Annotated in this window: 20 protein-coding genes; 5 read left to right on the top strand and 15 right to left on the bottom strand. The window is 58.7% G+C overall.

All coding sequences use genetic code 11. From position 1 onward, the window contains the following. Window positions 1-314: 314 nt before the first annotated feature. Both EXY20_RS19895 and EXY20_RS19890 read right to left on the bottom strand, forming a co-directional pair. Window positions 315-2,150 carry a sensor histidine kinase gene (locus tag EXY20_RS19895; protein ID WP_407944931.1) on the bottom strand — a complete coding sequence of 612 codons (1,836 nt, stop codon included), beginning with the start codon at window positions 2,148-2,150 and terminating at the stop codon, window positions 315-317. Between the two features lie 4 nt (window positions 2,151-2,154). Continuing rightward, window positions 2,155-3,789, bottom strand: a complete 1,635-nt coding sequence (locus tag EXY20_RS19890; RefSeq protein WP_135553849.1) for a response regulator — start codon at window positions 3,787-3,789, stop codon at window positions 2,155-2,157. Window positions 3,790-3,952: 163 nt separating this feature from the next. Between EXY20_RS19890 and EXY20_RS19885 the strand changes: the two genes are divergently transcribed. Both EXY20_RS19885 and EXY20_RS19880 read left to right on the top strand, forming a co-directional pair. Next, complete coding sequence (locus tag EXY20_RS19885) at window positions 3,953-4,831, top strand: AraC family transcriptional regulator (RefSeq protein ID WP_135553848.1); 879 nt, start codon at window positions 3,953-3,955, stop codon at window positions 4,829-4,831. 110 nt (window positions 4,832-4,941) lie between these two features. Further along, window positions 4,942-5,721 (top strand): phytanoyl-CoA dioxygenase family protein, encoded by a 780-nt coding sequence (locus EXY20_RS19880; RefSeq protein ID WP_135553847.1) that lies wholly within the window; start codon window positions 4,942-4,944, stop codon window positions 5,719-5,721. Between the two features lie 52 nt (window positions 5,722-5,773). On the opposite strand, the gene EXY20_RS19875 is transcribed toward EXY20_RS19880, so the two are convergent. The 13 genes from EXY20_RS19875 to EXY20_RS19820 all read right to left on the bottom strand — a co-directional run bounded on the left by EXY20_RS19875 (window position 5,774) and on the right by EXY20_RS19820 (window position 17,137). Continuing rightward, window positions 5,774-6,781, bottom strand: coding sequence for a Gfo/Idh/MocA family protein (locus EXY20_RS19875; protein ID WP_167859381.1), 1,008 nt, complete (start codon window positions 6,779-6,781; stop codon window positions 5,774-5,776). Between the two features lie 104 nt (window positions 6,782-6,885). After that, window positions 6,886-8,544 (bottom strand): glycerol-3-phosphate dehydrogenase/oxidase, encoded by a 1,659-nt coding sequence (locus tag EXY20_RS19870; protein WP_207671302.1) that lies wholly within the window; start codon window positions 8,542-8,544, stop codon window positions 6,886-6,888. An 18-nt stretch (window positions 8,545-8,562) separates the two neighbouring features. Next, window positions 8,563-9,303, bottom strand: a complete 741-nt coding sequence (locus EXY20_RS19865) for a glycerophosphodiester phosphodiesterase (RefSeq protein ID WP_135553845.1) — start codon at window positions 9,301-9,303, stop codon at window positions 8,563-8,565. Window positions 9,304-9,507: 204 nt separating this feature from the next. Further along, on the bottom strand, window positions 9,508-10,062 hold the full coding sequence (locus EXY20_RS19860) for a glycerol-3-phosphate responsive antiterminator (protein WP_135553844.1): 555 nt from the start codon (window positions 10,060-10,062) through the stop codon (window positions 9,508-9,510). A gap of 188 nt (window positions 10,063-10,250) precedes the next feature. Continuing rightward, on the bottom strand, window positions 10,251-10,853 hold the full coding sequence (locus EXY20_RS19855) for a hypothetical protein (protein WP_135553843.1): 603 nt from the start codon (window positions 10,851-10,853) through the stop codon (window positions 10,251-10,253). Window positions 10,854-10,859: 6 nt separating this feature from the next. Further along, window positions 10,860-11,012, bottom strand: a complete 153-nt coding sequence (locus EXY20_RS39080; RefSeq protein WP_167859380.1) for a hypothetical protein — start codon at window positions 11,010-11,012, stop codon at window positions 10,860-10,862. Window positions 11,013-11,139: 127 nt separating this feature from the next. Then, complete coding sequence (locus EXY20_RS19850) at window positions 11,140-11,931, bottom strand: SDR family NAD(P)-dependent oxidoreductase (RefSeq protein ID WP_135553842.1); 792 nt, start codon at window positions 11,929-11,931, stop codon at window positions 11,140-11,142. A 372-nt stretch (window positions 11,932-12,303) separates the two neighbouring features. Continuing rightward, window positions 12,304-12,762 (bottom strand): chemotaxis protein CheX, encoded by a 459-nt coding sequence (locus EXY20_RS19845; protein ID WP_135553841.1) that lies wholly within the window; start codon window positions 12,760-12,762, stop codon window positions 12,304-12,306. 172 nt (window positions 12,763-12,934) lie between these two features. Then, on the bottom strand, window positions 12,935-13,813 hold the full coding sequence (locus EXY20_RS19840; RefSeq protein ID WP_135553840.1) for a J domain-containing protein: 879 nt from the start codon (window positions 13,811-13,813) through the stop codon (window positions 12,935-12,937). Window positions 13,814-13,944: 131 nt separating this feature from the next. Further along, window positions 13,945-14,739: an ABC transporter permease gene (locus EXY20_RS19835; protein WP_135553839.1), complete on the bottom strand. Its 795-nt coding sequence runs from the start codon at window positions 14,737-14,739 to the stop codon at window positions 13,945-13,947. Further along, the gene (locus EXY20_RS19830; RefSeq protein ID WP_135553838.1) at window positions 14,723-15,526 is read right to left on the bottom strand and encodes an ABC transporter permease; all 804 of its coding nucleotides are present in this window, start codon (window positions 15,524-15,526) and stop codon (window positions 14,723-14,725) included. The genes EXY20_RS19835 and EXY20_RS19830 overlap by 17 nt, the downstream gene beginning before the upstream one ends. Before the next feature lies 1 nt (window position 15,527). Then, window positions 15,528-16,571 (bottom strand): ABC transporter ATP-binding protein, encoded by a 1,044-nt coding sequence (locus EXY20_RS19825; RefSeq protein WP_135553837.1) that lies wholly within the window; start codon window positions 16,569-16,571, stop codon window positions 15,528-15,530. Between the two features lie 326 nt (window positions 16,572-16,897). Next, window positions 16,898-17,137 carry a DUF3892 domain-containing protein gene (locus EXY20_RS19820; protein ID WP_135553836.1) on the bottom strand — a complete coding sequence of 80 codons (240 nt, stop codon included), beginning with the start codon at window positions 17,135-17,137 and terminating at the stop codon, window positions 16,898-16,900. A 125-nt stretch (window positions 17,138-17,262) separates the two neighbouring features. Here EXY20_RS19820 and EXY20_RS19815 point away from each other — a divergent pair, with 125 nt between their 5' ends. The 3 genes from EXY20_RS19815 (at window position 17,263) to EXY20_RS19805 (ending at window position 19,997) form a co-directional block, all read left to right on the top strand. Then, window positions 17,263-18,474, top strand: a complete 1,212-nt coding sequence (locus EXY20_RS19815) for an SPFH domain-containing protein (RefSeq protein WP_135553835.1) — start codon at window positions 17,263-17,265, stop codon at window positions 18,472-18,474. Between the two features lie 9 nt (window positions 18,475-18,483). Then, window positions 18,484-19,215: a hypothetical protein gene (locus tag EXY20_RS19810; RefSeq protein ID WP_135553834.1), complete on the top strand. Its 732-nt coding sequence runs from the start codon at window positions 18,484-18,486 to the stop codon at window positions 19,213-19,215. Window positions 19,216-19,292: 77 nt separating this feature from the next. Continuing rightward, window positions 19,293-19,997 carry a hypothetical protein gene (locus EXY20_RS19805; protein ID WP_135553833.1) on the top strand — a complete coding sequence of 235 codons (705 nt, stop codon included), beginning with the start codon at window positions 19,293-19,295 and terminating at the stop codon, window positions 19,995-19,997. Window positions 19,998-20,009: the final 12 nt, after the last annotated feature.

Raw genomic sequence — 20,009 nt, 5'->3', positions numbered from 1 at the left:
CTGCATCGTAGGGGGTACATTTCTTGAAATGGGATAAAAGTTATTGATGCGTGGGGTTGAGTCAAGGGGATAGCAGGCAGAAAGGAAGTTCCGGAAAGGACAGCCCGGTTCCAGTCTGAGCGAAGGGGATAGCGGGCAGAAAGGAAGTTCCGGAGAGGACAACCCCGTTCCAACGGAGCGAAGGGGATAGCGAGCAGAAGGGGCTGTCCAAAGAAGATATTCCGTTCAGGTCTGAGTCAAGGGGATACCTGACAAAAGAAGCAGGCTCATAAGGGGGCAGGTGCATTGGGAAAGGAGAATGATTGGTTTGTCCGCTAGCGTCTGGCCTGCAGCCGCACGCTGACCGTGGTGCCGACGCCCGGCTCGGACTCGATGGTCAGGCCGTACCTGTCGCCCGCATACAGCTTGATGCGTTCGTTGACGTTGTACAAACCGTACGAGCTGCCCGATTGCCCGGTGCCGGATTTTGCCTGCGGCTCGGCAAGCAGCCGCCGGACCAACTCCGCATCCATGCCGATGCCGTCGTCGGATACGGTCAGCAGCAACTCCTCCCCCCGAATCGCGGCGGAGATGCGGATGACGCCCGTGCGCGACTTCTTCTTGCGGATGCCGTGCATCAGCGCATTTTCAACGATTGGCTGCAGCGTCAGCTTCGGCATCGCATACGCGCCTACGCCCTCCCCGGCGTCGATCTGCAGCTCGAACGAACCGGGAAACCGCGTCATCTGCAGCTCCAGATACACGTTGGCCAGCATCAACTCGTCCTCCACGCTGACTTCGTCGCGTCCGGCGTTCAGGCTCAGGCGGAAATATTTGGCCAGTGCGTCGATCATCTGGCTGATGTCGGTGGCGCCGCGACCGATCGCAATCCAATTGATCGTGTCGAGCGTATTGTACAGAAAGTGCGGGTTGATCTGCGCCTGCAGCGCACGAAGCTGGGCTTCGCGTTCCGTCACGCGCGCCCGGTACGTTTGCTCGACGAGCGACCTGACGCGGTGCACCAGATTGTCGACGCTGCTCTCCAGCATGCCGAAGTCGCCGGAGCCGGCGGACGGCAGATCGGTCAACCCTTCGATGCCTTCGCGCCGGATCACGCCGATCACCTGCTGCACGCGGCGGTTCATGGCCCGGATGATGAAAGCGAGCAAAACGAACACAAGCACGAGAAACAGCGCAAAAATGGCCAGCAACGTGGCGATGCCCGTATACTGCGTCTGGTTCTGCGTGCGGCTGGCGATTTCCGCGGCCGGAATTTCGGCGACGACCCGCAACCCCGCCAGCGGCAAAGCGGCGGACAGCACGTAATCGGCTTGTTTGGCGCCGCCGAGCAGCTTCTGCACCGATTTGCCGGTTGCGAGGGCGCTGGAGGTACGTTCATCCACGGTCGTGCCGATCCGCGCTTCATCCGGATGGTACACGACCGTACCTCTGCCGTCGACCAAATAAACCGCGCTCTGCCAGGTCATCGTCAGCTTATCAAGAAAATCCGCCAACGTTTTCACTTTGACGTCGATCATCATGACGCCGGCAACCCGATCGTACACCAACGGATCGCGCAGCATGCGCGCGCAGGAGATGATGAACGGCGCCGGCTCGTCGAAGCGGTCGACGAACGTTTCCTTGTAGACGCTAGTCCATACGATTTGGCCGTTCCCCTCGATGATGTCGTTATACCATGGGCGCTCCTCCAGGCTGTCCAGCGAAAAAAAATTGATTCGCTCTTCCGCGTACAAACGCGACCGATCGACGAACAAGCGGAATTTGAACACGTCCGCGTTCGTTTGGATCGAATCGACCAGTTGGCGAAAATCTTTGACGATTTCCAGTTGCTTGCCGATCGAGTCGTCGCCGTTGGCGTCGCCCAAATAGGACTGCAGGTTGTAGTTCATCATAGCCGAATTGCTGATGTCCTCCACCCGCTCCATCCGGTTGCCCAGGTTGAGCGCCACCTGTTGCAGCGTTTGCTGCATCGATCGCGTCACTTCCTGCTTCAGGACGGAAGAAGATCGCTGATAGTAAAAATAAAACAGGACCGACGCCGGGACGACGATCAGCAGCACATAGGCGAGCAGCCATTTCCGCGGCATGCTGATGCGGCGGAATAGGCCGCCCGGATGGCGGAACGAGACGTTCTCCTTCAACAAGCTCACCGCCTTACGGAAGTTGATCGCGAAATGCGCTTGGCGTATAGCCGGTCATTTTTTTGAACAGCTTGCTGAAGTAGCTGGGATCCGCATATCCGACCGCGTAACAAATATCGTAGAACTTGTAGCGCGGGTCGCGCAGCAGCTCCTTCGCCTTGTCGATGCGCACCTGCGTGACGTATTCGTTGACCGTTCGGCCCGTTTCCTGCTTGAAGAGCAGCGACACATACGTGTCCGTCAAATAAACCGCCTTGGCGATTTCGGCGACCGTCAGCCCGTTGTCGGCGTATCGTTCCTCGATGACGGAGCGCACGCGTTCGACCACATTGCTCGAGCGGCCGCAGCGCTTCTCGCGAATGTGCGCCGCAGCTCGCAGCAGATACGATTCGAGCCACTCGCGCAGCTCGCCGATCGTCTCCAGTCGGTCCGCTTCCAGCCACAGCGGCGCGGCGGGCTCCTCCAGCCCGGGCGTCCGCACGTTCAGCTCCAGCAGCAGTTGCCCGGCTTGCAGCAGCGCTTGCATACACACATTGCGGGCATATTGAAAACCGTCGCGGCGATGTTGCGCCAGATCGGCGAACAGTTCGTCCGCCGCTTCCCGCAGCGGTTCCTCCTCCGCGGCGCGCAGCGCGGAGACGAGCCGGCCGATGAGGCTTTGATCGGTACGCCGAAACGGTTCTTCCTCCTGCTCCAGGCTGTCCATCGTGATGATCCGGTTTTTGCCGAGGTACCACTTGCGGCTTGCCGCTTCCTTGCCTTGCTCATAAGCATGCGCCAGCCCGGCAAGACCGTCCGCCCGTTCGCCGATGCCGATCGTAACGCTCAGCTTCAGCCACAGCAGCAAATTGCCGCGTATGTCGCCGGCGAGCGCCAGCAATCGTTCCTCCGGACCGCTTTCTTCCGACTGCGCTGGGGCATCCGCATGCAAGATGCCGACGAACTCGCCGCTGTCGTTCTCGAACGCGTACCCGGCCAAGTAGCGATCGATCAGCTCCTGGCAAACGTTCTGCACCGCATAGGAAAGCAGTTGCCGATCCCGCACGGAGCGGGTTTCGTTCCATTCGGCGCTGCCGTCGATCGACACGACGATCACCCAATAAGCCGCCTCCACGGGCAGGGACAGCCCGAGAAAATCGATCCGTTCCTGCAACAGCGCCTGTTTCGGCGCGCCTTCCCGGACAAGCGCCATCAGTTGTTTCTCGCGCAGCAGCGGCATGCCTTCCTTCAATTGCTGCTGCATGTCCTGCAGCAGACGCTGTTCCGAACGTTTCGCATCCAGTTCGGCGACGACCCGCTCGATCACCGCGCGAAGCTCCTGCAGATTGACCGGCTTGAAAATATAATCGACCGCATTGACTTGCAGCGCCGACTTTAAATACTCGGCGTCGTCGTGGCCGCTGATAAACACGATTTTCACATCGGGGTACCGTTCGCGAACGATCCGCGACAGCGTCAGCCCGTCCATGTCGAGCATGCGCACGTCCGTGAGCATAATGTCCGGCCGGCTGCGTTCGATTTCCGCCAGCGCCGGTTCGCCGTCGTCCGCCTCGCCGACAATGCGGATGCCGAAGCGTTCCCATTCGAAATAATAGCGCAGTCCGTAGCGGACAGTAGGTTCGTCGTCCACAATAAGCATGTTGTACATGAGCGCAACCTCCACCTCCCGTCGTCCCTTCATTATAAAAGGTTTTCCCGGAAGACGGCAGTAGACAGTTCTATAGTTTCAGGTGGGAATCTATAGGCAGCCGCCGCGGAATGCACTATAATCGGAGCTAACGATCCGTTTTTTGCGAGGCAGGTGCAGACCCATGATTCTCCGCAGCGAAAATTATTTCGAAAGCGAAGATTATCCGTTTTCCGCCTCGCCCTACCGGGTGCGCGAAAACGAGCCGATCGAACCGCATACGCACGATTTCACCGAACTCGCCTACATCGCCGAAGGCAGCGGACAGCACAGCTACAACGGGCAATCGTCGGCGATTTCGACCGGCGACGTGTTCGTCATCGAGCCGGGCGCCGAACATGGATACATCGTCGACAACGGCTCTTCGCTGCTCGTTTACAACGTCCTGTTCTTCCCGTCGTTTCTTCGCTCCGAGCTGGAAACGCTGTCGGCGGTAACGCCTTTCGTCGACTTCTTCTACGTTGAGCCTTTCGTCCGCAGCATGGCGCACTTTCGGCCGCATCTGAAGCTGCAGCCGCACGAACGAATTGAAATGAAGACGCTGCTCGACCATATCGTAATGGAATTTCAAGCCAAAAAACTCGGTTACCGCATCGTAACGAAAACGCGGCTGATCGAGCTGTTCGTATTCCTCAGCCGCTGCTGCGCGGCAAGCTTGTCCGGCGACCGCGCCGTGCGCGCCGATGACAGCATGCTGCTGCATATCAGCGAATTTATTGCGCGGCATTATGCCGAGCCGCTGACGCTTGCCCAGGTGAGCCGCATGTGCGGGCTCAGCGCCTCCGCTTTTTCCGCCAAATTCAAGCAGCATACCGGCCGCACGTTCATCGAGTACCGCAACGGCGTGCGCGTGCAGCAGGCGATGCGGCTGATCGCCGAAACCGACCGCAAAATGCTGGCGATCGCCCAGGAAGTCGGCTTCGACGACCTCAGCTTCTTCAACAAGCTGTTCAAACAAACGACCGGCCTGTCGCCGGGCGATTATCGCCGCACGTTTCATTAACGAATCAGATCGCCTTCATTCTCTGTAAAATCGACCAAGATCGGCGGCGTCGAAAACCGTATGCTTAAACCAGTTAGTCAACTTCAGGCTGGAAGGGTGCGGAATCGGACATGGCGAACGTACTGACGCAGGAACAGATCGATTTTTACCGGCAAAATGGCTTTTTGCATGTAGAAAACGCTCTCACGGAGGACGAAGTGGATGAGCTCGCCTCCTACATGGATGAAGCGATGGAGGAAACGGACGGCAAGTCCGTCCATAATAGCCGCAATAACGGCTCCTATTACCGTGTGCTTAACCAGAAAGTGAATACGTGGCGCGACCATGCCGGCATGGGGCGTTATGCGACGCATCCGCGGATTTCCCGCATGGCGCTGGAACTGAGCGGCGCGAACGGCATCCGGCTGTTCCACGATCACGCGCTGTGGAAAATGCCGCAGGACTCGAAGCCGACGCCGTGGCACCAGGACTTCCCGTACTGGCCGATGAACGAATCGGGCGCGTTGTCCGCCTGGATTCCGATGCACGACGTCGACGAACACAACGGCTGCATGATGTTCGTGCCGGGCTCGCACAAGGCGGGCAAGCTGACCGGCATCAATCTGGCCGAACCGGAAAACATCTTCGATTTCGTCAAAGGCACGGAGTTCGAAACACGCAAGCCCGTAATCGTGCCGCTGAAAAAAGGCAGCCTGACGTTCCACAACGGGCTCACGTTCCATGCCGCAGGCTCCAATATGTCCGATGCGCCGCGCCGCGTGCTGGCGATCATTTTTATGCCGGACGGCACCACCTACAACGGCAAGCCGCACTTGTGCACGAACGGTCAAAACTTCGTCGAAAACGAACCGCTCCACGGCGGGTTGTTCCCGCTGCTCGCAAAAGCATAGCATCGAAACGAAAAAACTGCCGGAAGCCCCAGGGCCCGGCAGTTTTTTTGCATCAGACTTCCTCTCTCGTGCCGCCATTCCGCCGCGACCGAAGCAGCGCATCGGCCACATAGGTAGGGAAATTGCCGTCCTCGACCGTACATACCGGCTCCGTACCGCGATCGAGAATATCGACGATATGCGCCACCGCGTTCTGGATGTTGCTCGGTTCCCCGTCGACGCCGGTTTCGGTGCGCTCGTGAATCAGATTGTAAAACTGCGGCATATTCGGCACATCGCCCGCACGATAATAGCGGACTTCGTTGCCGGCGTTCGCCATTTCGATTTTGCCGCGCTCCATGTACAGGTCGATTTCGAAAATGCTGTAGTTGCGGTCGTCGAACGCTTCCGCATAACCGGAAACATTGCCGTCAACACCGGCGGCAAACAGAAACGCATATGTCGGATCGACTTCCGCGTTCAGCGCCGTCGCCTGTTCCCGCAGCACTTGCACGCTTGTGATGCCCCCGGTAAAATAACGGACCAAATCGAATAAATGCGAACCGGAGTTGTAAATGCCCCGGGTATAGCGGAGATGAATGGTCAGCAGCCTGCCGTAAAGCTCCTCCCGAACCGCGGCGCGAAGACGGGCCAGCATCTTGTTGTAGCGGCGCGACAAGTTCGGAAGCAGCAGCGTGTTATGACGCTGCAGCAAGCTGACGATGTGCTCCGCTTCCCCGATCGACGTCGCCACCGGCTTCTCGCAGAAAATGACGCGAGGCTTGGCCTGCTCCAGCACCTGCTCGATCAAGTCGTAGCGCACATGGGCCGGTGTGCATATGCTGACGATGTCGAGCTTGTGCCGGCTCATCATTTCGCCGGGGTCCAGATAGAACGCAACATCCGGCGCCACCTTGTGCAGGTTGTCCCGCTGCTCCGTCCGCACGCCGACGGCTGCGGTCAGCTCCACATGCGGATCGCGCAAATAGGCGACCGTATGGCTTAAAGGCTGCTTCCGTTTGCCGTCCAGGTCGAACAGCAGGCCGATTTTTCCAAGTCCGATAACCGCTGCGCTGTACATGGAATTCCTCCTAGGGAACATGGTCGTTCGCAGCCATTATACCGTACATCGCAATTTTAAAACACTGGTTTCATTATTTTTATGACGGGCTGGGCGCCGCCTGCCTATTTGATCGCGCGAAACAGCCGCTCCGTCTCTTCCCGCTGCAGCGACAGCTGAGTCTCGTCCCAACCGAACCGTTCGCTCATGAACGCAAGCACGTCTTCGACCGCTTCCCTGGCCCGATCCGGCTGAAAATACGTCCACCCCGTCCGCAGCCGCAAAAAATCGGCCGCCGTCGCCGTCATCTCCTCTTCCGTCGCATAACGAAGCTGCGCGTACAGCGGCTGTTTCCGCTCGGGCACGCGCTGCTGGCCGGCTTCCAGCCAGTACGCAAGCAGCCGCGACGCATTCGTGCCGTACAGCCCGATCCAGTCCAGCATCGTTTCGCGCGAGACGCCTTGCTGCACTCCTGCCGCGAGCAGCTTGGCGCAGGCGGTTTCGTACGACTCGCCCGCCGTTTCCGCACCGCCTCCGCTGATCGTGATGCGGTCCGTGCTGCAGGCAGCCCGCGCCGAGCCCGCACCGCCTGCCAGTCGCCGCGCGACAAAGTCGACGACCTTCTCCGCCATTTTGCGAAAGCCGGTCAGCTTGCCGCCGGCTATGGTGATGAAACCGCTGGCCGACTCGAACACCTCGTCCTTGCGGGACAGCTCCGACGGCCCTTTCCCTTCCTCGTAAATGAGCGGGCGCAACCCGGCCCAGGCGGAGATAACGTCCTCCGGCCCAAGCCGCGTCTGCGGGAACATGTCATTGACGGCCCGCAGCAAATAGTCCCGATCGCCCGCCGTTGCCGTCGGACGGTCCGTATCGCCCGAGTAAGCCGTGTCCGTCGTGCCGATATAGGTGATGCCGTCGCGCGGGATCACGAAGATCATCCGCCCGTCCGGCGTATCGAAATACGCCGCCTGCCGCACCGGCAGCCGCTCCGCGTGCACAACGAGGTGGACGCCTTTCGTCAGAAACAATCGTTTGCCTTGCAGCGAGCCGTCCATCTCGCGCAGGCCGTCGACCCAAGGCCCGGCCGCGTTGACGATCGTTTTGGCGCGGATGTCGTACGTCTCCCCGCCGATCCGGTCGCGAACGCGCAAGCCGACAACCCGGCCGCCTTCCTTGAGAAGGCCGACTGCCTCCGCATAGTTGACTGCCTTCGCCCCTTGCCGGACGGCCGTTTTCAACGTATCGAGCGTCAGCCGCGCATCGTCGGTGCGGTATTCGACATACAGGCCGCCGCCCCGCAGCCCGTCCCGCCGCAGCAGCGGTTCGCGCTTCGCCGTCTCCGCCGCGCCCAGCATGCGCCTGCGCTCCTTGCGCTTCACGCCGGCGAGCCAGTCGTAGATGGATAAGCCAATGGAAGACGCCCAGTAGCCGTAAGTGCCGCCTTTGTAGATCGGCAGCAGCATCGGCACCGGCTTCACCAGATGCGGCGCGTTGCGGTGCAGAATTGCCCGCTCCCTGCCGACCTCGCGAACAAGCCGCACCTCGCCCTGCTTCAAATAACGCAAGCCGCCGTGCACCAGCTTCGTCGAACGGCTGCTCGTGCCCGAGCCGAAATCGGCCTTGTCGACCAGGCCGATGTTCATGCCGCGGGCGCTTGCGTCCAAGGCGATGCCGGCGCCGGTAATGCCGCCGCCGATAACCAGCAAATCAAGCTCCGCCGTTGCCATCGCGCGCAGCAGCGCGGGACGGCTGGCTGCCGCAAACGGCCGATGGGTCGTCTTCATGAATGTATTCCTCCCGGTTCAGGCTTCGTTCGTCAGCAGCGCCTTCAAGCGCGCCGGATAATCGTTGATGATGCCGGATACGCCGGCCGCGATCAGATCGCGCATCGTTTCCTCGCGATTGACCGTCCACGGATACATCTGAATGCCGCGTTCCGCCGCCTCGCGAATGTCGCTGGCGTGCAGAAGCCGGTAATTCGGGTGCAGCGAATAGACCGGCACCGGCACCGCATCGGCCACTCGCACATGGCTGGCAAAATCGCTTGCATAAAGCAGCCCGATCTTCGCTTCGGGCAACAGGTGCACCAGCTCCACCAGACTTTTGTGGTAAAAGGACGACACCACCACATTTTCCACGCGGTTCGCCCGTTTCATCAGCTCGGCCAGCTTGCGACCCACCTTGCCGTCAAACACCGTATCTTTCGTTTCGACATTGATCATCATATGCGCCGGCAAGGCGGCGAACACTTCCTCAAGCAGCGGCAGCCGCTCCGCCGCGTACTTCTCGCCGAACTTGGCGCCGGCGTCGGCCCGTTTCAGCTCGGCAACGGTCAAATCGCGGATCGTACCCGAACCGGTCGTCGTGCGATCGATCGTTTCGTCGTGACAGACGACGAGCTCCCCGTCCTTCGACAAATGCACGTCGAGTTCGATCGCGTCACAGCCTTGCTCCACGGCGAGCAGAAAGGCGGCAAGCGTATTTTCCGGCGCTTCTCCCGAGGCGCCGCGATGGGCGATATTCAGCGGTTGAGTCATGGTCATGGCAGTAATGCCTCCTTGTGATAGTATGCCGGGCCGTCCGTTCGGCTACGGCGTTTTTGCCGCGGCGGCGACGGCGGCCGGTTTCGCAAGCTGCGGCTGGATCCGGTAAGACTGGACGGAAATGACGCCCTCCTGCAGGGAAATGTCGCCAAGCGCGAGGAGCAATTGGTCGCCGTCATCGCATTTCCCGTCCTTTGTCCAGGCTTACCACAGCTCGGCGCTGCCTACCGACACGGCCAGCGCGCCTGCTTCGAGCGCTTCGTCGATTTCGTGCCGGTAGGCGAACAAACCGCCCGCAATGATCGGCAGCGGCGTCAGCGCCGTCATTTCGCGCACGATGCGCGGCATGATGCCGGGCATTACTTCAATCGCGTCCGGGGTCGCCTGCTCGGCCATCTTGATGCCTTTGCCGATCGCGTTGCGATCGATCAGGAACATGCGCTGGATCGTCAGCAGCTTCAACTCCTTGGCCGTGCGAATCACCTGGCTTCGCGTGGAAATGATGCCGTGCGGCTGCACATGCTGCGCGACGTAAGCGATGCCGCCCCGGTCGGCGGCGATTCCTTCGATGAACTCCATATGAAGGAAAACGACCTTGCCCGCTTCCTTCACCCGGTCGACCATCGCTTTCACATTCAGAATCGACCCCGTCAGCAAAAAAATGACGTTGACCTGGCTCGCAATCGCCTTCGCCAGATCGTCTTCCTTCTGCACGGCGGCAATCGTTTGATGCTCGACCAAATCGACAATCGGATACATGCGTGATCTGCTCCCTTCGGCCGTAAACTAACAAAAAAAGAGCCCCTGCACCGCAGCAAACAAACCTACGACTTTCGTCGCTGATGTGTTTGCCGGTAAGGGTCTCTCTTTGGGCTCCGCCTGACCGTCCTTATTTGATTGCATTATACGGCCGCGGGACGGTTGTTGTCAACCTGGCGAACCGCCTCTCATAAGAAAGGTAAAAAGTAACCTTTGATGCACGCTTCATTTCGAATGCAGATCTGGATATGGTTCTTATCGTGAAATCCAGCCCCCGGGTATAGCTCATCGCCTTCGATAAACATGCCGCGTACACTGTCGTAGGCCGGTTTAGTCAGACTTTCGTTCGCGGCATGAATGAATTGGATTACAGCGCAATCCAGATCCCTGACCAACAGATCGTTCGTATCTCTGCCTCTGCGATTGACCGGGATCGGTTTTTGCTCCTTTTCCAACGTTGCGATCAGAAAGTGGTAATGGGCCTTTATAATCTCCAACGATGCCGCCTCAATCGCATTCAAACAATGTCCCAAATCCAATACGGCTCCAATGACAGCCGGTTCCTTGATCGGAGGCAAACCTTTTTTGCCGCGGTCGGGACGATCCCTCAAATATTCCGCAAAATGCAAAGCCCGATATGGATCGTCCTCCCAAAAATAAACACCATGCCCCAACCAGTCATAACTATTTTCACTCTTCAATAATTTATCTTCGTGCTGCAAAATTTTGTCTGCAACCGATTTGTCGCAACCATGAAACCCTAAAACAAAGCTGGGAAGATTCGCATACAACCGACTTCACTCTCCGGCGTATTGTGGAGCAAGATTGCCCTCTTCGTCAAGTATTCCTGCACAAACAAGCAATGCATTGGCCTTGTCTTCCGAGCTGAGAATTTCACGTTCGAATCGACGAAGTTCCTCCAGGTAAGCGTCCAACTCCTGCTTCGACATGCCGAACACTTCCTTCCCTCCCGTGATCTCTATAGTTTAACACGTTATTACTTTTCAATCTATCGCCTTTTGCATCATCTTCTCTTTATATTTTACGCCAAGTGCCGAAAAAACAACCGAATTGCCGTCACTTTTTGTCCAGAAAGCGGCCGAACAACCATTCGCTGACGCTCGGGAACAGCTGAAACAGGCGCGCGCCGACCCCGGCCGTGCGCGGCAAATCGATTTCGCCTCCGCGCCCGCTGGCGATGGCGCAGACGATCGCGCGCACGACACGCTCCGGCCGCAGCATGTACGGCCGCACCCGCTGCGTGTACTCGCCGCCCGGGTCGGCGCGATCGAAGAATGGTGTGTCAACCGGCCCGGGGTTGACGACCGCCACGGCGATGCCGCTGCCCTTCAGCTCCCGCCGCAGCGCGTTGCTGAAGCCAAGCGCAGCGTGCTTCGACGCCGCGTAGCCGGCCGATTTGGCCGTGGCCAGCTTGCCCGCCAGCGACACGACATTGACGATCGTGCCGCGCCCGGCTTGGCGCATCGCCGGCAGCACCGCTTTCGTGCAGCGGACGACGCCCATATAGTTGACGTCCATCATCGCTTCGAACGACGCGAGCGACGCCGCCTCCACACGTTCGAATTCGCCGAAGCCGGCGTTGTTGACCCAGGCGTCGATGCGGCCGAACCGATCCAGCGTCTTCCGGACGCCCTCCTGCACCTGCTCCGCGGAAGCGACGTCGACGACGTAAGCCGCATGATCGCCGCGCAGTCCGGCCGCCACTTCGCGCAGTTTGCTTTCGCTGCGCGCCATCAGCACCGTCGCCGCACCCAGCCGGTCGAGCTCGCGGCACAGCGCCGCGCCGATGCCGCTCGACGCGCCGGTCACGACGACCACAAGGCCGGCGACGCCACGTTGTCCAGCCATAGTTGACACTTCCTTTTCCGCCCAATTGTCCCGAATAGCGACCGTCACAGGCCAAAACACGCCTCTGGCCGTCTCCCGCCGCCAAAATAGCCCATAAAAAATGGCCTATTCGCACGTTTTCCCCCACCGCGATAAAAATAGCCAGCAAAAACACTGGCTATTCTGACCAAATCGCCCCGGAATCGAACATTTCAGCGAAATAGCCAGCGTTTTCACTGGTTATTTTGCTGCACCCCGCCATTTTGAGACAAATAGCCAATGAAACATGGCTTATTTCATAGCGGGCCCGGCTGGAGCCGTCAAAAAAAGGAACCCCGCCGGATTCCCTTCCTTCTTTCGTTATGTATGGTCCACCGCTTCCGGCAATCGCTGCTATGTAATGACCACTTGAATGTCCAGCTCGCCGATCCCTTCCATAATGAGCGGAATCGTCAGCGCCTTCTTCGGCGTGAAGCCGGCGGCTGTGGCCGATTCGACCAGCTTCGGCGGCGTAATGTCCACCCGCACGCCCTGGTTGAACAGCATCGTGCTCGCATTGCCGCTAATCATATTGCCAAGCTCGGAGATGGCGCTTTTGCCCATTTCGTCCATCTCGCTCAGCACATAACCGCCCATCATGGCGGAAACCAGCTTAAGCGCAACGCTTTCGTGAAGGCCGAACACGATATCACCTTTCATTTGGCCCGTCAAGCCGATCTGGATCCAGATATATTTCTCGGCAAATTTGACGTCTTTGATGCCGAGCTGGCCGGTCGTCGGACGCACGCTGATCATCTGCTCGATGACGATGCGGGCGGATTCCAGGAAAGGATTGATGTATTCTGCCTTCATTACTACGTCTCCTTTTCGACAACGAGTTGTGCGCATGCATAGGATGACGACGCCCCCGAGGGGCACCTCCCGTTCTACCTTTTTCCATTATAATCGAAAAAGGTGCGCCGCGTATACAAGATTTGTAGGATCGTGTCGACGCACCCGGAGGCAGCCGGCGCCGATGGGACGGTCAGCCGGCATGTTGAACGAACCATTCGATCATCCGGTAGGCGTTCTCCTTGCGTTTCGTGTCGAAGCGGAGCACCGCAATTTTCTCCTTGCTGCCGGCGATGCGCACGCCGTCGAACAGGCTGCTGCCGGTCACATCGATGCCGTAAATATGCTCCGACGTGTCGTCCGGCCCTTTGCCTTTGTAAATTTTGTCCTCGGGCAGCGCCTTGACCACGCTTTCCAGCTCATCCATCGGGAAGTAAGCGCCCTGGTTCAGCAGCTTCGAAAAATTCGCCTTGTCGACAAGATACAAGTCGGGTTTGATCTCCATCAGCGAAATCATGCTTTTCTGCTGCATGGCAACGTCAAACTCGTTTTTGGCCTGCTCGGGAAAATAAATCGTGCTCACCTTGACGCGCTGCCAATCGGGGAACGTTTGCAACAAATTGTTCTCCAGCTTGGCGGTTTCATCGCTCTGGTAGTCGCCCATCAACGTCATTTCGAGATTGAGCGGCGGCAGCTTCGCCAGTGCGGCGCGCTCCTGCTGCTTGTCGACAATGCCGATCACGATATACACGATGGCTACGACCAGCACGATCGCGCCGAGCACATGATACTTGTAATAGTGGAAAAAATGATCGATTTTTTCCCGGCGTGCGGAAGAAGAATACGCCTTCTCGTTGAAAGAAGCGTTCGCTTTCTGCTTCTCGAGTCCCATGAGCAGGCGGTACGCCTTGTTCACCTCGTCGAAAGCGGCCTCCGCCGCGGCCGTGTCCCCGCCTTCCTGAACCGCACGCTTATGCTGCTTGACGAGAATAAAATACCGGTTCTCCACCTGCTCTTTCGTCGCGTCCTCCGGTATGCCGAGAACACGATAGGCTTGTTTGTTGTCATCCATCGCGACTTCCACTCCATCCTTTGCGAGTCAGATCGTATTTTAGTAGAAAAGAGGTTCTCTCTCCATTCTACAAAATTACGACCCCCACAAACAAGCGGAGAAAGCAGGAACGCTCTCGCGGCCGTCCCCGGCTACATGCGCGCGCCGATCCGGTTGCCCGAACTGTAGCGCCGCAGGCCGGCGTAGAACAGCCCGCTGCCTCCCGCCGTCAGCACCGCGCAGGCGGTCAGCGCCGCCGCCATGAACGGCGCGTCGAAGCCGCGCAGGAAACCGATCGGCATGTAGCTGATGAAGCCGGCCGGCAGCGCCGTAAACAACAGCACCTTGCCGAAACCGCGGAAAATGTCCGAGGGATAGGTGGAAAAGGTGATGAACGTAATAAAGAACTGGTATCCGAGCCCTTCCGCATTGCCGATGAAAAAGGCGAGCGACTGCGTCAGCACGTGAAAAAACACGTAGATCAGCATCGCCAGGAGCGCCGCGGCGGCGAACTTCAGCGCGCCGACAAGCGACAAGTCGCCGAACCGCAAGTACACCAGCACGCCGAACAAGAAGTCGCCGATCGCCGTAACCGACATCCGGCTGACCAGCACGTGCGGCAGCACCGGCTTCGGCTGGGCGAGGAATGTGTCGAGGTCGCCGCTCGATACAAGGCTCGCGATGCGCAGCGAGTTGCCGAACAGCGTCGCCGACAAACCAAAGCCGGTCGTCGCCACCGCCCACATCATCATCACATCGGCGAACGACCAGCCGTTCACAACCGGGAACCGGTTGAAATAAAGGCCCCAGAAAAAAATCCACACCACATTGTTGACCAGCATCATGCCCGCCGTCAGCAGGAAGCTCAGGCGAAATTCCATCGCGCCGGCCAAATTGAGCTTCCAGCACGTCCACATGAGGCGGCCGAGCTTAACCGCCGTTGACATTGAGCTTCTTCACCCCCTTGCGGTAGACGAACGCAAGCAGCAAGCCGAGCGGCAGCAGCCACGCCGCCTGCGTGCCGAGCATGCGCAGCGCCGCTGCCGCGTCGAACTGCACCATCGTTTTCGCCGGAAAATAGACGATCGCCTGGAACGGCAGCCAGGCGCATACCGCGCGCAGCGCGTCCGGGAACAACTCCAGCGGCAGCATCATGCCGCCGATCGTAAACAGCAGCTTGTCGTACACGAACGTCAGGCCAAGCGTTTCTTCGATCCAGAACGAACACAACGCCAGCGTCATGCGGATAAGGAAATTGATCGTGAAGGCGAGTACGACGACAGGCACGAATACGGCCGGCCCCCAGCCGAACGACGGCGGACCGAACAACAGCAGGCCGAGCAGGCCGCCCATCAGCAGATTGACGGCGAGCCGCACGGACGCTTCCCCGACGTAAGCGGCGTAGCGGTAGCCAATATAGTGCATGGGACGCGTCAGCATATAGGCGACGCTGCCCGACTTGACTTCCTCTTCTACCTCGACCGTCACCCGCGGCGATGCCATGATGATCGATTCGGAAACGATCAAATACCAGATGATCTGCTCGAATGTGTAGCCGGCGATGACCGTTTGACCGACGCCTGCGAAGGTCACCGTCCACAGCTGGACGAAAATGTATAGAATAACAAGCAGAAACAAGGAGCGAACGACCAGGTCAATCGCGTAGGCGAGCTGGTTGCTGACCGTGATGCGGCCGATCGCCGTATATTTGGCCAGCTTGGCGTAAACGTTCATCTCAGCCGGCCCCCTCTTCCTTGCCGAGCCCGGCGGCGTAGATTTGCGTAATGATTTCCTCCATCGGCGGATCTTCGATCGTCACGTCGTCGATCGCATAGTGGCGCACGATACGGCCGAGCACTTCCTCCATCGTCACTGCCGCCGTATCGACGGCCAGCTGCAGCTCCGCGCCGCGGCGATACACGAGCGTGACGCCGTCCATGCCGGCGCCGAACGGCTCCGCATCCGCGGCTTGCCCGCTCCCGCCGGCTTCGTCCGCCCGCAGGTGCAGCCGGATCGTCTTGCGCGTCAAATAATCGCGCTTCAGCCGCGCCACCTTGTCGTCGAGGATAATGCGTCCGTGATTGATCACAATCGCCCGCCGGCACAACTGCTCGATGTCGCCCGCGTCGTGCGACGTCAGGAACAGCGTCGTGCCTTCCTCGCGGTTCATCTCGCGAATCAATTCGCGGATGCGCTGCTTCACGACGACATCGAGCCCGATCGTCGGCTCGTCGAGGAAAATAATCGCCGGCCGATGCAGCAGTGCCGCCACGATTTCGCAGCGCATCCGTTCGCCGAGCGACAATTTGCGCACCGGCGTCTGCAAGTACGGCCCGACCTCGAACCGCCCGACAAGGTCGTCGCGGCGGCGCACGAAGTCGGCGCGGCCGATTTCGTATATTTTGCCCATCAGCTCGAACGAATCGACCGGCGGCAGATGGTACCACAGCTGCGACTTCTGGCCGAACACCGAACCGACGCGGAACGCCAGCCTGCTCCGCTGCTTCCACGGGCACAGACCGAGCACATCGGCTTCTCCCGCCGTCGGATGCAGAATGCCGGTCAGCATCTTGATCGTCGTCGATTTGCCTGCGCCGTTCGGGCCGAGAAACGCCAATACCTCGCCCTGCTCCACGGCAAAATCGATCGGCTGCACCGCCACCTTCGCGGCGAACTGCGGCCGGAACAGCGCTTTGACGCTGCCGGCAAGGCCGGCGGTTTTGGTTTTGACGGCGAACGTTTTGCTCAGCCCGCGCACTTCAATCGCCTTGGCGCTCATACGCCGCTCCCCCTTTGCAAATAGGACCCTTCCGGCGAATCGCCAAATCCGGGTATACCAAATAACCTGCCGCCAGTCCGCACGAATGCGGAGCGTAACGGCAAGCTTAAGCGAAGCTCGGCCTTTGCACGGGCGGCCGGTTTCGGGTTAATTGCTATATATTAACATGGCTTTCCGGCGAGTTCAATGGATTTGTCAAAATTATTTGGCAACTCCGCCGGCGTCTTCGCGATACTCGCCGGGCGGCAAACGCAAACAAACCCCGGGACTCGGGAAGCGAGTTCCCGGGGTTTGTTGTGCCCGCGGCCACTTTCCGCGAGGGCGCGTCAGAACGTGGGCAGTTGGTCGAGGTTGTTGTCTTTCCGTCCATCCGGATCGGAGCGAAGATGTTCGTCGCCGTCGCGGCCGCGGAACACGTTAAGGTGCGCAATTTCGTCGTTTTTGACCATCGTTTGGGCGGTTTTGTAATCGACGACCTTGCCCGACGTCAGCTTGAGCTCGATGATGTCGCCGTCGCCGTTTTTCCGCACCGCCACGACTTGCTCCTGTTGCCGATTCGATTCCATCGCAAATCGCCTCCCGCTATTATTATCGGACAGGCAGCACGCAACTATACCCCCAAAGACCCATTCCATAGTATAGTAAAGATATTCGAACTATGGCGAGTTTTGGCTTTTGAGAGGAGAAGACGATGGCAATTATCGAAGTCGTCAAGTTTGACGGTCCCCCGGACTTGTTGGTGTGGAAATATCCGAACAGCGAACTGGGCACATGGACCCAATTAATCGTCAACGAAACGCAGGAAGCGCTGCTCTTCAAGGGCGGACAGGCGCTTGACCTGTTCCAGGCGGGCAGGCATACGTTGACGACGCAAAACATCCCGTTTCTATCTGCCCTGGTAAATTTGCCATTCGGCGGCAAATCGCCGTTTTCCGCGGAAATTTGGTTTATCAACAAGCTGCTGAGGCTCGATGTCAAGTGGGGAACGCCGACGCCGATTCAACTGCAGGAGCCCAAATACCAGATGGTCGTCTCCGTCCGCGCCTTCGGGCAATTCGGCATCCAGATTGAGGATTCGCGCAAATTTATGCTCAAGCTCATCGGCACGCTGAGCGAATTCGATCAGACGTCGCTGGTCAAATACTTCCGCGGCATTCTGCTGAAACATATGGTGCAGCTGATCTCCTCGTATTTGGTACATAAAAAAATCAGCATTTTCGACATAAACGCCTACCTGTTCGAAATATCCGACCATATGAAGGAACAGGTTGCGCCGGCTTTCGCGGAGTATGGCCTGCGGCTTGTCAACTTTTCGATCGATTCGATCAATTTGCCGGAAAACGATGCCGTCATGTCGCGGATCAAGGAAACGCTGGCCAAAAAAGCGGAAATGGACATTCTCGGCTTCTCGTACGCACAGGAGCGAACGTTCGATACGCTGGAGCATGCGGCGAAAAACGAAGGCCGGCAAGCGGCCTTTATGGACGCCGGCATCGGCTACGGCATGGGACAAGCCGCAGGCGCCGCGTTCGGCGGCACGTTGTCGCATATGACCGGACAAATGGGCATGCCGCCGCAAAACCAAACGTGTCCGAATTGCCGGGCGAACAACGCGACGGGAGCCAACTTTTGCGGCGGATGCGGATATTCGTTCAAACAAGCTGCGGCCCCGATCGTTTCGTGTTACGAGTGCAGGCAGCCGTTGCCTGTCGACGCGAAGTTTTGCACGCATTGCGGGAATCCGTACCGTCCTTGTCCGCAGTGCAAAGCGGATCTTCCGCCGGATGCCGTGAGCTGTCCGAATTGCGGCAGCGGGCTACTGCCGTCCTGCAACCGTTGCGGGAAATCGGCGCAGCCGGGGCAAAAATTTTGTCTCGAATGCGGAAACAACTTGACTCAGTAGGAGAATGCCATGTTGACCAAACGTCTTTCCGGCACCCTGTTCGGCGTTGGCGCGGCAGCAACGCTTGTAGTCTTCCTGTTGCTCATGCGCTCTGTCGGCGATCCGGGGCATGGATGGGTGTCCATGCTTGCCGTCGTTTTTGCCGAGGCGGCGGTTTACGGTAGTTTCGCTTCCGTCGGCAAAGCCCGTCAGGCGCGGGATACGCTCCCCGCCTACTTGCCTCTAGTGATCGTGTCCGCGTTGTACGGGGCCGCCGCCTTGTTCCATACAGTCGTATTCTGGCTGCTCCTGAAGCTGAGCTTTCCGGTTTACGTCTGGATTCATGCAGCCACGTGGATCGTATGGGCAATCGCGGCTACAACTTGTTACCGGATGGCGGGATACATATCGGCTCAGGAGCGGCGAACGGCAAATCGGACGCAGCCGATCAAGCAATTGCAGCAACGCCTCCGGACGATCCGCAACCATCTCGAGCGCGATGCCGCTTCCTCAACAGTCGGCCTGCTGGCCGATATCGGCCAATTGCAGGATCAGCTTGCCTACAGCGATCCGTTCTCTCACCCGTCGCTGTCCGCCCTGGAAGCAAGCATGCAGTGGCAGGCGGAGGAACTGGAGCGCTGCGCGGAGCAAATTGCCCGGAACGGGCCGGATGAAGGCAGCATTGCGCTTTGCCGCAGCCTGGTCGCGGATATCGCCGCCGACCTGGCCAAACGGAGCAAACAAGTGGCGACGGATGAATAAAGCGCGTATTGGCGCCTATAAAAGGGGAAATTACCGTGTACCGTGACGATCGGCCTTCCATTTCGGGGGCATTGCTCTTGCTGATATTCGTTTTGTTTTTTCCTGCCGGCATCGTGATGTTCATTGTTCGCCTTATCAACCATCGCAATCTCAGCTACCAGAGAATCGCGGACTGGAAATTGGCCGGTACCTGGGCGATCGTGCTGTTTCTTGTGTTTGCCATAATGATTTCGTTTCTTCTTGAACCCGAAGACCGAAGCAGCTTGCCCCCTGTGCTCATCTTGTTGGGGATCATGTTTTTATTGCCCGGTCTGCTCCTGCACCTGATGGCGCGGCGAAAAGGAAGACAGCTCGCCGAACGCTACGACAGGTACAGGGATTTGATCTTCAACCAGGGAATCGCATTCCCCGTTAATATGGCGGAGCTGTTGCGCTTGCGGCTGGCCGTCGTGCAAAATGACTTGCGGCGCATGATCGCTTTGGGCTTTGCGAGAGGGGTTTACCTGGATGAATATTCGGGGCAGCTTGTATTTGAGCAGACGTTCTACCACGATCATGTCGACAACCAAGTGTTTGCCAATTCGGTTACGTTCAATGTAAACATGGCCGCAGCCGCGGAGGAAGAACCTGTTCCGTCGTATACGTCGCACAAGCAACCGGAGCCGGTCAAGCGGCCGCCGAAAACCGTAACTTGCTCCGGCTGCGGCTCCAATAGCTTGCTGCAGCCCGACCAGACGCTCTCTTGTCCGTATTGCGACAACAAATTGACTTATCCCGCCTGAAGGAAAGGACGC

It is taken from the genome of Paenibacillus cymbidii (genome assembly GCF_004764705.1).
GTDB lineage: Bacteria > Bacillota > Bacilli > Paenibacillales > NBRC-103111 > Paenibacillus_AN > Paenibacillus_AN cymbidii.
Note: the sequence above shows the minus strand (reverse complement) of the source record. Positions and strands in the feature narration are given on the sequence as shown.

What these genes read in the sequence shown, in the direction of transcription:
- EXY20_RS19890 (WP_135553849.1), bottom strand. Translation starts at nt 3,789, where the DNA reads ATGTACAACATGCTTATTGTGGACGACGAACCTACTGTCCGCTACGGA.
- EXY20_RS19885 (WP_135553848.1), top strand. Translation starts at nt 3,953, where the DNA reads ATGATTCTCCGCAGCGAAAATTATTTCGAAAGCGAAGATTATCCGTTT.
- EXY20_RS19880 (WP_135553847.1), top strand. Translation starts at nt 4,942, where the DNA reads ATGGCGAACGTACTGACGCAGGAACAGATCGATTTTTACCGGCAAAAT.
- EXY20_RS19875 (WP_167859381.1), bottom strand. Translation starts at nt 6,781, where the DNA reads ATGTACAGCGCAGCGGTTATCGGACTTGGAAAAATCGGCCTGCTGTTC.
- EXY20_RS19870 (WP_207671302.1), bottom strand. Translation starts at nt 8,544, where the DNA reads ATGAAGACGACCCATCGGCCGTTTGCGGCAGCCAGCCGTCCCGCGCTG.
- EXY20_RS19865 (WP_135553845.1), bottom strand. Translation starts at nt 9,303, where the DNA reads ATGACCATGACTCAACCGCTGAATATCGCCCATCGCGGCGCCTCGGGA.
- EXY20_RS19860 (WP_135553844.1), bottom strand. Translation starts at nt 10,062, where the DNA reads ATGTATCCGATTGTCGATTTGGTCGAGCATCAAACGATTGCCGCCGTG.
- EXY20_RS39080 (WP_167859380.1), bottom strand. Translation starts at nt 11,012, where the DNA reads ATGTCGAAGCAGGAGTTGGACGCTTACCTGGAGGAACTTCGTCGATTC.
- EXY20_RS19850 (WP_135553842.1), bottom strand. Translation starts at nt 11,931, where the DNA reads ATGGCTGGACAACGTGGCGTCGCCGGCCTTGTGGTCGTCGTGACCGGC.
- EXY20_RS19845 (WP_135553841.1), bottom strand. Translation starts at nt 12,762, where the DNA reads ATGAAGGCAGAATACATCAATCCTTTCCTGGAATCCGCCCGCATCGTC.
- EXY20_RS19840 (WP_135553840.1), bottom strand. Translation starts at nt 13,813, where the DNA reads ATGGATGACAACAAACAAGCCTATCGTGTTCTCGGCATACCGGAGGAC.
- EXY20_RS19835 (WP_135553839.1), bottom strand. Translation starts at nt 14,739, where the DNA reads ATGTCAACGGCGGTTAAGCTCGGCCGCCTCATGTGGACGTGCTGGAAG.
- EXY20_RS19830 (WP_135553838.1), bottom strand. Translation starts at nt 15,526, where the DNA reads ATGAACGTTTACGCCAAGCTGGCCAAATATACGGCGATCGGCCGCATC.
- EXY20_RS19825 (WP_135553837.1), bottom strand. Translation starts at nt 16,571, where the DNA reads ATGAGCGCCAAGGCGATTGAAGTGCGCGGGCTGAGCAAAACGTTCGCC.
- EXY20_RS19820 (WP_135553836.1), bottom strand. Translation starts at nt 17,137, where the DNA reads ATGGAATCGAATCGGCAACAGGAGCAAGTCGTGGCGGTGCGGAAAAAC.
- EXY20_RS19815 (WP_135553835.1), top strand. Translation starts at nt 17,263, where the DNA reads ATGGCAATTATCGAAGTCGTCAAGTTTGACGGTCCCCCGGACTTGTTG.
- EXY20_RS19810 (WP_135553834.1), top strand. Translation starts at nt 18,484, where the DNA reads ATGTTGACCAAACGTCTTTCCGGCACCCTGTTCGGCGTTGGCGCGGCA.